The 13,938-nt window shown below is 42.6% G+C and carries 9 protein-coding genes; 8 read left to right on the top strand and 1 reads right to left on the bottom strand.

Annotated features, from left to right (window positions below):
* Positions 1-49 precede the first annotated feature (49 nt).
* The gene (locus FDP09_RS15415; protein ID WP_137403525.1) at positions 50-1,873 is read right to left on the bottom strand and encodes a TlpA family protein disulfide reductase; all 1,824 of its coding nucleotides are present in this window, start codon (positions 1,871-1,873) and stop codon (positions 50-52) included.
* 342 nt (positions 1,874-2,215) lie between these two features.
* On the opposite strand from FDP09_RS15415, the gene FDP09_RS15410 reads away from it, so the two are divergent.
* The 8 genes from FDP09_RS15410 to FDP09_RS15375 all read left to right on the top strand — a co-directional run bounded on the left by FDP09_RS15410 (position 2,216) and on the right by FDP09_RS15375 (position 13,857).
* Complete coding sequence (locus FDP09_RS15410; RefSeq protein WP_137403524.1) at positions 2,216-2,911, top strand: hypothetical protein; 696 nt, start codon at positions 2,216-2,218, stop codon at positions 2,909-2,911.
* A 261-nt stretch (positions 2,912-3,172) separates the two neighbouring features.
* Positions 3,173-4,429: an erythromycin esterase family protein gene (locus tag FDP09_RS15405; protein WP_137403523.1), complete on the top strand. Its 1,257-nt coding sequence runs from the start codon at positions 3,173-3,175 to the stop codon at positions 4,427-4,429.
* Positions 4,430-4,704: 275 nt separating this feature from the next.
* On the top strand, positions 4,705-5,283 hold the full coding sequence (locus FDP09_RS15400; protein WP_137403522.1) for an RNA polymerase sigma-70 factor: 579 nt from the start codon (positions 4,705-4,707) through the stop codon (positions 5,281-5,283).
* A 287-nt stretch (positions 5,284-5,570) separates the two neighbouring features.
* The gene (locus tag FDP09_RS15395; protein ID WP_137403521.1) at positions 5,571-6,725 is read left to right on the top strand and encodes a FecR family protein; all 1,155 of its coding nucleotides are present in this window, start codon (positions 5,571-5,573) and stop codon (positions 6,723-6,725) included.
* Positions 6,726-6,966: 241 nt separating this feature from the next.
* Positions 6,967-10,341, top strand: a complete 3,375-nt coding sequence (locus FDP09_RS15390) for a TonB-dependent receptor (protein WP_244940512.1) — start codon at positions 6,967-6,969, stop codon at positions 10,339-10,341.
* A 36-nt stretch (positions 10,342-10,377) separates the two neighbouring features.
* Positions 10,378-12,105 carry a RagB/SusD family nutrient uptake outer membrane protein gene (locus tag FDP09_RS15385; RefSeq protein WP_137403520.1) on the top strand — a complete coding sequence of 576 codons (1,728 nt, stop codon included), beginning with the start codon at positions 10,378-10,380 and terminating at the stop codon, positions 12,103-12,105.
* Positions 12,106-12,180: 75 nt separating this feature from the next.
* Positions 12,181-13,005: an endonuclease/exonuclease/phosphatase family protein gene (locus FDP09_RS15380; protein WP_137403519.1), complete on the top strand. Its 825-nt coding sequence runs from the start codon at positions 12,181-12,183 to the stop codon at positions 13,003-13,005.
* Positions 13,006-13,083: 78 nt separating this feature from the next.
* Positions 13,084-13,857 (top strand): endonuclease/exonuclease/phosphatase family protein, encoded by a 774-nt coding sequence (locus tag FDP09_RS15375; protein ID WP_137403518.1) that lies wholly within the window; start codon positions 13,084-13,086, stop codon positions 13,855-13,857.
* Positions 13,858-13,938: the final 81 nt, after the last annotated feature.

Raw genomic sequence — 13,938 nt, 5'->3', positions numbered from 1 at the left:
AAAATCCCGGACAAGCTACTGGAAACGCTACTATTCATTTCACTTGATATTAGGGATTGTCAACAAGTATTTCAGGAAGTCGCGTATCAAAATTGTGCATGGCAAAATCATCATCATATACCTTACCCTCCCTGTCGATTACCACATAGCGCGGAATACCATTAAATTTAAACAATTGGCGGAGCAGGTTGTGTTTATCCGCTGTCAATATATAAGAATAGTCCATTTCTTGGTCGTTGATAAATGCTTGATATTGCTTTTCAGGAGAGCTTTTCTGGTCTGTAATGAAGATAAATTCGATATCTCCCTTGTCCTTATATTGTTGACGGGTACCTTTCATTTTTTTGATGGCATAAACACATGGGCCACATGTGGTTGCCCAAAAATCCACAAAAAGTACCTTGCCTTTAAAAGGAGCTATAATTTCCTTGAAAATTTCGGCACCTTCCCCTTCGATCGCATAGGGTTCGGATTCCCGTTCTAGGACTACTTTATCATAAATTTGCTGTCCTTTACGTTGAAGCTCCTCATAGTTCAGACCGGCTTTCAGGCTTTCCCAGTATTCTCCTGCCTCCTCTGGCCCAATGAACCCAAGGGCAAATTCCAAATTCCGTATTTTGGTCACTTCATAGGTCCAACTGTCCTTTAGGCCCAACTGATGAACCAGCACACTGTCCCTATTGTTCCAATATGCTTTATAGTAGGCCAATTTGGACGGTTGCTGATCTTTCATGGATCGCTTGAAAAATTCTTTTAATACCGGACCGTGCTTTTGGGCAAAAAGCTGGAGGCTGTCCTCGTGTGCCTGTAGAAACAAGGAATCCTCCTTGGTTTTCTCATTCTCCAAACTAATAGTGATCAATTTTCTGTCCATCTCGGAGAGCTCTATTCCCTTTTGATCTAAAAAGTCCAATAACAATTCCTTATCAGGTTGTCTCAAGGGGATATGGAACGAAGGATTATTGCTCTTAAATGGCTGGCTGACCTCGAATCGATAAACAAACTTACTAAATTCATCAGAAACCATCAGGGCTTTATCGTCCAAGGGCATTTCTTGAAGAAAGTCATAATAATTTTCCGGAACGGGCTTATTTAGCACTTCATTATTTTGAAGGGATTCGGAGGTGTCGCGGTTGGTCAGGGACCGACGCCTAGCTAAAAAATCATATAGGACGATCGCATTTTTTGTTAAGATTTCATTATTGATGATGGAGGCTACTTTTGGATCTACATCGTTTTCAGCTATATACGCTTTTGCCCTTTCCCGTTGGTTTTGGAGACCCGCCATTTGGCGCTCCTTAAATTCCATGGGGGTATAGGTCTTTACTTGATCCTCCAACCTCTGATAATTAAACTGCTCAAATCCAAATCCATATAGCTGCCTGTTAACCTGAGCCAGTGATCCTTTGAATTGTGTATGTTTAAATTGGTAATGGCTATCCCTTCGTTTGGCTCCCTCTTCAAAATCTTCTTTGTCCAGTATCATTGTCAGCGTTTTTCCCGGTTCCACATAAATTGGTAACCAATGGTTTCCCATTTTCATGGAAGTATAGCTGGGAAAAAGTAAAGGCCATTTTCCTTCGAACCTTCCGTCCGGAAATACTGTCACGACCACGGGATAAGATGTATGTTCAATGACATCCTCTACGTAAATGATCCCGGTGGTAAAGTCCATAGAACCGTCATAGCCTTTAATATACCCATCCAATCGAGCCGTATCACCCCTAAATAGTGGATTTTTCTTTTCTGGAAGGTCGCCAGAAATCATCACCTCTTCTTGCTGGCTTTTCGATTGGAAGGGGCGACATAGGGCGTTTGACAAAAGTAAAGAGACAATACTGGCGCATAACGCCAACTTATAACATGCATTCATGATTTACTTGGGTTATTGTTTGGAAGTGCTTAAAAATGCTATTAAAAAAAATAGCAGAATCAGTTGAAAACCAGGGGGGATATTTTAGTCACCTATGAACTAAAAGTTATGATGGATCAAAATTAAACATCTAACCACAAAAAAAAAATACCCCATATTGGGTATTTTCAACATATCACCTCACTGACTAATCAATTCCCGCCCAAGTGACCTCCAGACTAAAATTTTAAAAGGTGATTCTCTTGAACACTGGCAATTAGTAATTTTTAACATCATGCATGTTGGTTAATTAAAAATTATTGCCCTTTTTTATAATAATTTTAATCTAAATATTATTTAATCATGAAAAGAAAGCAACTTATGGCATTTTTGGCTGCCATTCTTATTTTCCAACTTGTTACCATTTCACAGACTAAAGCTCAAACAAACCAAAAGGATATTGTGGTCCGTTCAGGTTTTACCTTTAGCAATTATTCCGATGAGTTTTCCGTTTGGTACCAGTCCATCCCAGATCCAGTGAACATTCACCAAACCGTGTATGAAAATTCCACCTATTACTTTACACCAGGTGCGGGCAAGTTTTTGGGTAAGGGATATTACCTTGGTGCCCATGCCATCATAGGACAGACCAACCTAGAACGTGAAGAACGGAACGAAAACCAAGAAACTGTCTTATATTCGGAAACCCAACTTGACCGCTTAGGTGGTGGCATCCTTTTTAGGAAGTATTTCACTTTATCGGATAAGGTATCCCCTTTTGTCGGATTCAGCACTAATTTCTATCGGGAAAAAGGAACCACTATGGGGTCTTCAGGCCAATCCGTCACCAGAAAAACAAATTATATTGCTTCCGAAATCCAAGTAGGCCTTAATTACATGATTTTTCCACGGCTTGGTTTAGAGGCATATTATTCCCCAGGACAGTTCTATGGTGAAAAGAACGATTATAGTGATAATGACTATGATTTCGAAGTTGATTTTGGAAAGAATGGGCAAGAATTCTCATTTGGCATTAATTACCATTTAGTGAAAAAATAGCCCGCAATAGTGGCCTCCTTTTACGGTGTAGAAGGAGGCCTAATTTTTTATTTGATATTACAAATCACTGTCGTCCGATTAAATTTCAATTACGCTGAAAACGTAGCTTTAAATTAATACAGATAAGAATTATTTGATTTCGTAAAACTACCCGTTCTTGGAATGGATGATAAGAAAGTCCCCTTTAGGGGATTTAGGGGCAGATTTGGACGGATTTTTTACATTCCTTGAATCTTTACTCAAACGACAATAATTACAAATATGAAAATTCCATTCAAAACTCTTCTGTTTTGCTTACTATTGACCAGCATAACTCCGGTTTTTGCGCAAGAGAACCGTTTACATGCTATTGAATACCTGGCTCCGAATGACCCGATAGAAGACTTGGACTTTTTATCTGATTATTTTCAGGAAACAACGATCGTTGGAGCTGGTGAGGCTACTCATGGGACTAAGGATTTTTTCCAGATGAAACATCGAATCTTTAAATATTTGGTCACCCAACAACAATTTAATGTATTTGCCATAGAAGCTAATTTCGGTAATGTCTTAGCAATAAACGATTTTATTACCAAAGGCATTGGTGATCCTTACGAATTGGTCTATAATATTGGTTTTTGGACTTTTTCCACCTTTGAGGTTTTGGAATTGGTAAAATGGATGAGGGAATACAATACCACTAAAAAGCCCGAAGACCAAATACATATATATGGATTGGATATCCAAAACCCTATACCAGTTGCCCAGAACCTTAGAAACATCCTTGAAAGAAACAATTATAATCTTTCAGATGCAGATATCTCCACCTTAATGGCCTTTGACGATTTCTTTAAAATGAATAGTAAAGAAAGAAAGGCCCTAAAAGCAAAATTCAAGAAATTCAAGAAAAGCTATTCCAAGAAAAGTATTGATAAATTCCAAATTCCGAGCTATACAAGAGGACTTCTTTCACATGCATTTACCTCCATTTTTCAAGCGTTTAAATGGCAAAAGAAAAATAAACTTAACATGCATCATCGGGACAAGTTAATGGCCGAGAATATTCAATGGATTATAGATCAGGAAAAACAAGGAACAAAAATATTCATTTGGGGACATAATAGCCATTTATCCAGCAGAAGCTACTTGCTCGGATCCTCATTGGGTAAACACCTTCGTCGGGCTTATGGAAGTGAATATTATGCTCTGGGATTTAGTTTTAGCAAAGGTACTTTTACAGCAATAGATGCAGAGCGTAATATGCTCAGGTCCTTTAAAATCGAAAGCCAGTCTCCTACTGATATTGGATTGGTATTTGACCAATCTCCCGCATCTATCTCCTTCATGGACTTTAGGCATTTAAATAAAAAAAGTGATTTATACAAGCAACTAAAAAAGAAAAGAACCACCATTTCGATTGGCTCTACCTATCACAAGAAATATCACTATGAATTTACTCAAAAATTACTAAAGCACTATGATGGCATCATTCATTTTAAAACTACCCACCCATCACAGGTCCTGCCAAAGAATAGATAATACCTGATGCGGGTATCGATGCTGGGTGGTAATGGATTTTAAGAACACTGCTTTAGCTTAAAAATAAATGGATCTCGTTGTGCCCCAACGCGAGCCAATCCATGGATTGTCATGTTGCATAAACCATGAATTAACAATTAAGTAATTTTTTCTTTATAGCTGGTATTTTTTGATGAGCTACACTTTTTTCTATTTTTGTTATATCCTCTTGCTGTCAAAACATGGTTTGGGGATAACATATGGCTTTAGCTTTTGATAAAATCGCCTAGCATTCATTGTCTGATCAAAACCCACATATTGATTCCAGTAAATTTATCCATCTTTTGCATCAAGATGGAAACAAGGCTTTTGAATTACTTTTCAAATTATATTTTGACAAACTCCTTCACTTAGCAAAATACTACCTCAATAGTACAGAAGATGCAGAGGAAATCGTTCAGGATGTATTTATAAAACTTTGGGAGAGAAGAAAAAAGATCACCGAGCTAAACAACAGCTACCTCTTTACCATGACCAAAAATGCTTGTCTGGATTATTTAAAACATCAAGCGGTCGTATTGAAGAAATCAAAGGAACTTTTTGACAGTCAATTAGCCGATCCGCTACGATTTATCCAAAATGAAACGGCTTCATATATTTTGGAAAAGGAACTGGATCAGAAAATCCAGGAAAGTATTGCCGCACTCCCCACCAAGCAACGCGAAGTCTTTATCAAAAGCAGGGTCAATGGCAAAAAAAATCTGGAAATTGCCCAAGAATTACAGATTTCCAAAAGAACGGTCGACACCCATATCACTCTTGCACTCAAAGCAATGCGGATACAATTGAAAGAATTTTTGATGGTAATGCTGTAGCTTTGCGTAATCCGTAATGCCAGTCAACTATCTCCCACTTTTTATTAGATACTAAATACTCTTAATACACCTTAATTTGGGCTTTCTCTCTCAGGATGTCATCATTGAGTAAATGCCCTCTGCTTTTTTGCTTGATCCATATAAAGGGCTCTTTGTATATTCAAAAAGGAGAAGTTCCCTTATTTAAACCGCAAGGAATCTAAAAAAAATCTTCAGTTTATTCCATTTCCCACTACGTACCTTCCTTGACTGAGTCGTTTATTAGTTAGGATGACCAATACAGCGTAATGGATGACCATAAACTAACCCGGTATTTTGAAGGTAAGGCTACTGTCGAAGAGGTCAAGGAAATCATTGAATGGCTCGAAGCCGATGAAGCCAATGAAGACCATTTTTACCAGCTAAAGGCTCAACATGTCGCTTCTACCTTTTCCGAAACTTCCAACAAAATGGACTTGGACAAAAAGTGGGAAACATTTCGAGGCCAACTTAATGACGGCACTCCTTCTCTCCCACTTTTCATTGCCTTGCGGTATGCGGCAGCAGTCATATTATTATTGGGAGTCGGGTACGTCCTGTACACCAATCCATTTTCCGCTGCACCGACCGATCCTCATATCGCTGAAAATACAATCACCCTAAAACTTGGTAATGGTGAGGTGGTAGCTATTGATGAATTAAGCGATCTGCCTATCCTCACCAAAAAGGGAAAAATCATTGGTCATCAAAGCGGCAACAGATTGTCCTATGTGACAAATGGAAAAGATGATCTCCCCGATGAAATAAATTACAACACCTTGACGGTTCCTTATGCCAAGCGATTTGAAATCATCCTTCCCGACAGTACTCATGTGACCCTGAATGCAGGAAGCTCCCTGACTTATCCCACGAGTTTTGAAAACTCCGACATCAGAGCGGTCACACTTATTGGGGAAGCGTATTTTAAGGTAAAGAAAGCCCCATCCCAGCCTTTTATTGTCCATGCAGATGAGACAGCTATCCGGGTATTGGGAACCCAGTTCAATGTTTCTTCCTATCCCGAAGATGAATTGGTACAGACGGCGTTGGTCGAAGGGAAAGTCAGTATTTACGATGGCGCTGAAACCTACGCCCCCGAGACCTCCCACTTGCTTAGCCCCGGTCAAGTTGCCAACTGGAACAAGGCTGAAAACCACATTCAAATCAATGAAACATCCTTGGACATGTACACGGCTTGGCTACACGGCAAAATCATATTTAAGAATGTGCCATTCACAAATATCATGAAGAAGCTGGAAAGGCATTATGATGTGGATATCGTCAATTTGAACGGGGCATTGGAAAGCGAGCGTTACACGGCCAGCTTTGACGTGGAAAGCATCAAGGAAGTCATGGAAACATTTAAAAGAGCTTATGGCCTACAGTATCAAATCAAAGGAAATAAAATCACCATTCACGATTAAAAACTTGCCTATGGAAGATCATTAAAAACCAAACACCAAATGCACTTTACCAAAATGGTTCAGCAAAAGTACAGCACAAAAAAATCGGAAAATGCGCTAACATTTTCCGATGGAAGATTTTGTGATCAAAAATGAATTTAACCACCAAATGCACATCAAAAGTATGAAAAATCTATGTAAGCCGAAAGGCAAAATCTTTTTTAGGTTTAGGCGGGCCTTATTGTCCCCACCTTTCCTGGTAATGCTCATCCTCCTGACCACGCTAAGCCCCATTCAGGCATTCTCGGCGTATGGCCAGGAGGAAAAGGTGTCACTAAATGTAGAAAACGAACCACTTGAAGCTGTTCTCTACCAAATAGAATCGCAGACATCCTTTAAATTTATCTATAACAATAACGAACTAAATGCAGCAGAAACCATTACGCTAAGCGTCCAGGACAAACCATTGGATGAGGTGTTAAATACACTTTTTAGCCAACTGGAAATAGAATACCAAATCATCATGGACACCCAAATTGTCCTTAAGAAAAAGGTCGATTCCGATCAAAGCCCGGTCCAAGCCCGACAAGCTTTGACCATCAAGGGAACTGTTACCGACAAAGACGGTGCCCCCCTGCCTGGTGCTTCGATTTTGGAGAAAGGAACCAACAATGGCACGGTGGCGGATATCGACGGGAACTTTACCTTGGAAGTATCTGACGGAGAGGCTGTACTGAAAGTTTCCTACCTAGGTTTTATCGCACAAGAATATCCGCTAAATGGCAGAACTTCCATCGAAATCGTTCTGGAGGAAGATGTGACCGGGCTGGATGAAGTGATTGTGGTCGGGTATGGAGAACAGAAAAAAGCCAATATCACCGGAGCAGTGGCCGAGGTAAAAGGCGATGTACTGGAAGGAAGGGTAATCTTTTCGGTAGCTGGGGGACTGCAGGGGCTCGTTCCCGGGCTTACGGTCACCTCACCTTCAGGACAGCCGGGTGCGGGAGCCTCAAATTTGCTGATCAGGGGAGTAAATACCATCAACAGCCAAACTTCCCCTTTGGTTTTGATAGATGGGGTAGCTGGCGGGGACATCAACCTGCTGAATCCTGATGACATCGAAAGCGTAACCGTACTGAAAGATGCCGCATCATCCGCCATTTACGGCGCACGGGCGGCCAATGGCGTGATCTTGGTCACCACCAAGAAAGGCAGCGGAGAAGAAAAAATATCCCTTAACTACAGTAATTACTTTGGTATTCAAACTCCAATCGCCACGCCAGAGCTCGTCAACGGACGTGAATACATGACCTTGGAAAATGAAGCTAGAAGGGCACGGGGTGTGGCAGTCCCCTACTCGGAAGAGGCATTTGAAATGTATGATTCTGGTAATTTCCCTAATGATTATTCCAACACGGATTGGGTTTCAGAAACCTACAAATCACATTCATCACAGCAAAACCATAACTTCAACGTCCAAGGGCAAACAGATAATTCCAGCTATTACCTCTCTTATGGCTACTTGGAGCAGACAGGACTGGTCGTAGGTGATCCTTATTTTTCCTCCAGAAACAATGTAAGGCTGCGATTGGATACCAAGGTGGTGGACCGATTAAAATTGGATGCCAATATCAGCTATGTGGATTTTTATAAGCGTGATGCAGGTGGTGCAGGTACTGCAGGAGTATTCCGTTTGTCCCAACGGATCAGCCCCTTACTTCCTGTCATGTGGCAGCAACCCTCCGAAGATGGTGGCTGGGAAGACTCTCCCTACTGGTCGTACGGATCGGTTACCAATCCCGTGAGGACGGCCTACGAATCCGGTTATACCAAAAGTAAATCACGAACGCTTAATGGAAATTTCAAGGCCACACTGGACCTAATTGATGGCATGTACATCAATGCCCAATACGCTTACAATTACTATACCCGGGACATCAAAGACTGGACAGCCACCATGCCACGATTTTTGGCTGATGGTACTCCCCATCCTGCCAATGAAAACATCCGCAACAGCATCGGCAATACCCACAATACCGCGTTGACCCAAACCTTGCTTTCCACGTTTAATTATGACAAAGTGATCGGAAGGCATGGATTTAAAGTCTTGGCAGGCTATTCCCAGGAATGGGCCAGTATGCCGCGCTTATATGCTTCTAGAAGGAATATCCTGATGGATGGTATCACCCAAATAGATGCAGGCACGGAGGATATTGCCAATGGTGGCACCGCTGAGGAATGGGCTCTCCGCTCCTATTTTGGAAGGTTAAATTATGATTTTGACCAAAAGTACCTTTTTGAGGCCAATCTAAGGGTGGATGGTACGTCACGGTTTTCCCGGGACAACCGCTGGGGCGTCTTTCCTTCGTTCTCTGCCGGCTGGAAATTTACAGAAGAAGCGTTTATGGATTTTGCGAAGCCCTTCCTTACCGTGGGAAAAATCCGCGCTTCTTGGGGAGAACTCGGAAACCAAAATATTAGCGGCAACTACTATCCTTACCTTACTGAGATAGAGCGACAGGTAAGGGCCTATCCGATTGGAAATAAGGAAAATGTCGGCTTTCAGCAATATTCCCTTGCCAACGAAAACATCCAATGGGAAACCATCCAAATGCTGAATATCGGTGCGGATTTCAGCATGCTAAAGGACCGGATGACCTTATCAGTGGACTGGTTTAAGAAGAAGAACATCAATGCCCTCTTGAAACCCATCTATCCTTCGTTGATCGGCATCACTTCATCCAGTAACCTGCCCTTGGAAAACATCGGTGCCATCGAAAACAAAGGCTGGGAAATCGCCTTGGGATGGAATGACCAGGTCGGTGAATTCCGCTATGGCATCAATGCGAACATTTCAGATGCCCAAAACGAAATCACTGACATGGGATCCAGTGCTGCATCATTAGGGGACAATATCAGGAGAGTTGGCGATCCCGTGAATGCCTACTACGGTTACCTGACCAATGGCCTTGCCCAAATCGATGACTTCGAATCCTTTGATGAAAGTACAGGCCGTTATGTAAACCCTAATTTTCCCGTGATCAGCAGTTATGCGGACATTATCCAGCCAGGAGATGTCATTTACAGGGATATCAGTGGCGAAGAAGGACAGCCAGATGGCCTGATCGATGAATATGATAAAGTGGTATTTGGCGATCCATACCCTCGCTATAGTTATGGCATCAGGGGATTTGCTGCATGGAAGGGATTTGATTTTTCCTTCTTCCTCCAAGGAGTGGGCAAAGTAAACGGATACTTGCGGGATGAAGCACGTCATGCCTTTATCAATGACTATTCTGTTCCCAAAAAGGTCCACTTGGACCGGTGGACACCCGAGAACACCGACGCTTCCTATCCCCGCATGTACTATCAGCCGGACCACAACATCCTTTTCTCTAACTATTGGCTGGAAGATGCATCTTACCTGAGGTTAAAAAACCTTCAATTGGGCTATTCCCTACCACAGCAACTTATCGAACGCATCAAACTTACCAAATGTCGGTTTTACTTTACGGGTGAAAACCTTTTCACCATCACCGATTACTTTGGCGGCTTTGATCCCGAGGTTCGGGAAACTTCAGGGGATGCCTATCCGCAGGTAAGGACCATGGCCTTGGGCGTACAACTTGGATTTTAAGCCGATATGAAATTTCAACATTTAATTCGACCTGACATGAACTATATAAAATACTCCCTGATCTTGGCGCTGCTTCTTTTTGGTGCCTGTGACGATGAATTTCTGGACAAATACCCACTGGACAGTGTAACACATGAAACCTATTGGGAAACCGAAAGCCAGCTGAGGGCTGCCCTATACCCTTGTTATGAGGGACTGGATTATGAACTCCTCATCTATCCAAATGTCTTTGGAGGAGACGTGGTCTGGGGAGACTTGAACAGTGGCCTGGCCAAAATCCCCGGAGGAAGGCATACCGCTTTGGATGGTTTTCCGTTTACCAGCTTTTGGTCTTGGCTTTATGCACCGATTTTCACCTGTAACAATTTCCTGGACCATTATAACAAAGCGGAGATCAATCAGGAGATCAAGGATACTTACGCAGCAGAAGTCAAAGTCATCCGAGCCCTGCAGTACTTTTGGCTGACCAGCTATTGGGGCGATGTGCCCTTGGTGGACAAGGTTATCAATGCCTCAGAGGCGTACATGCCCAGAACACCACGTGAAGAAGTGGTCCAATTTATCATGGAGGACCTGGACTGGGCAGCCAGTAAACTGGGAAGTGATATTCCCTCAGGGGACAATGTGGGCCGCATTAACCGGTGGGGCGCACTGGCAGTCAAAGCGCGGGTAGCTCTGCAAAATGAAATGTGGGAAGTCGCTGCCAATACGGCCAAAGAGATCATGGACAACAGTCCCTATGAACTTTATGCAAATTATGGTGACATGTACAAGCTGGCGGGCAATGCGGAAACCAATCCTGCTAACCGGGAAGCCATTATCTATAGCCTTTTTGTGGAGGACCTAAGGACCAATAACCTGACCAATTATACTTGTACTCCTGTGGATTATATTCGCCTAAATGCCTCAAAGAGGCTCGTAGATGCCTTTTTATGTACCGACGGAAAACCCGCCAAAGCAGGACTCGAATATTATGGACAAAGCGTGACCACCTCTGATCAATACAATTATCCTGAAGAACATTATAGCGATTACTTTGAAAATAGGGATCCACGTCTCAAAATGACCGTTTACAGCCCAGGGGATGAGTGGCCCGGTGGTGATGACGGTGATGCCGACACCGACACGGACAATGACATCTTTCAACTGCCACGGTTTGCCGTACTCCAAAACAACAACCGACTTGGAGCCAATGGTTTAACGGGATTTTATCTAAAAAAATATAACACTCCAGCGCTCGCGGGACTCTATAATCGTGACCATAACAATATTAACGTTATTCGGTATCCAGAAATCCTTCTGATCTATGCGGAAGCACTCTTCAACCTACAAGGGGGCACCCTTACCCAAGCCCAAATCGACATGACCGTAAATCAACTCCGCGAACGTGTCGATATGCATCCAATGAATTTGGATGAGCTGAATGCTTGGGGATTGGACTTGGAAACAGAGCTACATCGGGAACGACGTGTAGAAATGTCCATGGATGGCATGCGGTATTTTGATGTGTTACGCTGGAGAGAAGGTGAAGTGCATCTGGGCAAGGCAATGGTGGGACCAAGTCTGGAAGTGTGTATGAACGACCTGGGCGCTAATCCCTATCCGGATAATGGAACAGATGAATTTGGGGATATTATCTATGAAAAATCCGTGGCAGAAGGCGGCTTGGATAACTTCGACCCCACCAAACATTACCTCTGGCCCGTTCCCTATGCTGAAAGGATTAAAAACCCTGATTTAGGCCAAAACCCAGGTTGGGAATAAGTTACCAAAGGGCAGGAAATGTGAAACTCGGAATAACTATCCTGCCCTTATTCATAAACATGCAAACATTTCCTTATGAATCCACTATTTGTCACGACCTTACTTTGGTTGTGCTGGCCATTCCTTTTGCTTGAATCCCCGACAATAAATACTGCCCAACTGGGAAATAGCACCTTAAGGGTGATGAGCTATAATGTAAAATACGGTGCCCCTTATAAAAGCAGCACGCCTGACCTGGATTCTATAGCACGGATCATCAGGCACACGGATGTGGATATTGTGTTTTTGCAGGAAATCGACCGAAACACTACCCGCAGCGGTAAGGTCAACCAACTTGAACGGTTGTCACAAAAGACAGGACTGGCGCATCATTGCTATGGTAAGGCCATTTCCTATCAGGGAGGCGAAACCGGACTGGGCATCCTGTCTCGATTTCTCCTTTCCCATCAGCAAATCCATTCCCTACCAAGGGTGGAACTCGAAGGTAAATATGTAAGTTACCGCATCCTGATGACAGCTGACATTAAGGTGGCACAGCAACACCTTACTATAGCCAATACACACATGGAGCTGACTTTGGAAAACAGGGAGCTTCAAGTACCGGCCATCGACAGCATTCTCAGTAAATCCAACGATCCTATAATCTTTGGAGGCGATTTTAACGCAATCCCTGACGGACCGACGATGACGGACTTCTTCGAAAGAGGCTTTAATAGTGCCTGTCCAGGAGTCAAAAACCAATGTTTTACCATACCGTCCAGAAACCCAAACAGAAAGTTGGACTATATCCTATACAGGCCAAAAGAAGCCTTTCGAATCAGTTCCCATGAAGTGCTCCAAACAGAGGCTTCGGATCATTTGCCTATCATTACCACATTTGAATTGAAGTCAAAACTTTAACTTTTGAGGCTGTCCTACCAGAATAAAAACATGTGCAATACCAATGGGACAGCCTCTTTTATCCTAAAAATGAACATTATGAAATGCCTTTATGCCACTTTATTTCTGCTAATATTATCCTTTCAGCTTCCAGCACAACGGCTATCAGATACCCTAAAAATCATCAGCTATAACCTCCGTTTTGGAGAGCGGGCTTCGATGGAAGAATTTGCTGCATTCATTAAAACTCAAAATGCCGATTTGGTAGCCCTTCAGGAAGTGGACATTAACACTTTTCGCGAAAGGGCTCCGAAGCAGAACGGTAAAGACTTTATCGGTGAACTGGCCCATTTAACGGGAATGTTCGGGGCATTTGGAAAGACTATCGATTATGCGGGCGGATACTATGGTATTGGCATCCTCTCCAAATATCCCATGACAATGACCGAAAGGATCTTATTGCCATTCACCGAAAATGGTAAAGAGCAACGTGCGCTTCTTGTGGCAAATATAGAACTTGGAGAAGGAAAAACCATTTCCTTTGCGAGCACCCATTTGGATTTCACCAATACGCAGGAACGTCAACTACAGGTAACTCAAATCAATAACATCCTTCTCCAAAAAAATATTCCTGTGCTGGTCTGCGGGGATTTTAATGCGCGGCCTGAATCTACAGAAATAAAGCAAGGAATGTCCTTGTGGGCTCCCTTGGATAATCAATTCCCTACATCGCCTTCCCAAGCAGCCAAATACAAAATTGACTACATATTCGGTTATCCTAAAGCTAATTGGGAATTACTCTCTTCTCCAAAACAATCTTCCCTCCTCTCGGATCATCTCCCTGTAGTTTCCGAAGTAAAAATCACTTGGTGAGAAATAAAATCAAGCAACCGTAGCTTAAAAAAATTCACTTTACGGTCCTAAGTTACGGCAAATCAATAGTGTTTGGACACA

The sequence above is a fragment of the Echinicola rosea genome (assembly GCF_005281475.1).
Lineage (GTDB): Bacteria > Bacteroidota > Bacteroidia > Cytophagales > Cyclobacteriaceae > Echinicola > Echinicola rosea.
The sequence above is the reverse complement of the archived record's forward strand: the minus strand, read 5'-3'. Positions and strand labels throughout refer to the sequence as shown.

What these genes read in the sequence shown, in the direction of transcription:
- FDP09_RS15415 (WP_137403525.1), bottom strand. Translation starts at nt 1,873, where the DNA reads ATGAATGCATGTTATAAGTTGGCGTTATGCGCCAGTATTGTCTCTTTA.
- FDP09_RS15410 (WP_137403524.1), top strand. Translation starts at nt 2,216, where the DNA reads ATGAAAAGAAAGCAACTTATGGCATTTTTGGCTGCCATTCTTATTTTC.
- FDP09_RS15405 (WP_137403523.1), top strand. Translation starts at nt 3,173, where the DNA reads ATGAAAATTCCATTCAAAACTCTTCTGTTTTGCTTACTATTGACCAGC.
- FDP09_RS15395 (WP_137403521.1), top strand. Translation starts at nt 5,571, where the DNA reads ATGGATGACCATAAACTAACCCGGTATTTTGAAGGTAAGGCTACTGTC.
- FDP09_RS15390 (WP_244940512.1), top strand. Translation starts at nt 6,967, where the DNA reads ATGCTCATCCTCCTGACCACGCTAAGCCCCATTCAGGCATTCTCGGCG.
- FDP09_RS15385 (WP_137403520.1), top strand. Translation starts at nt 10,378, where the DNA reads ATGAACTATATAAAATACTCCCTGATCTTGGCGCTGCTTCTTTTTGGT.
- FDP09_RS15380 (WP_137403519.1), top strand. Translation starts at nt 12,181, where the DNA reads ATGAATCCACTATTTGTCACGACCTTACTTTGGTTGTGCTGGCCATTC.
- FDP09_RS15375 (WP_137403518.1), top strand. Translation starts at nt 13,084, where the DNA reads ATGAAATGCCTTTATGCCACTTTATTTCTGCTAATATTATCCTTTCAG.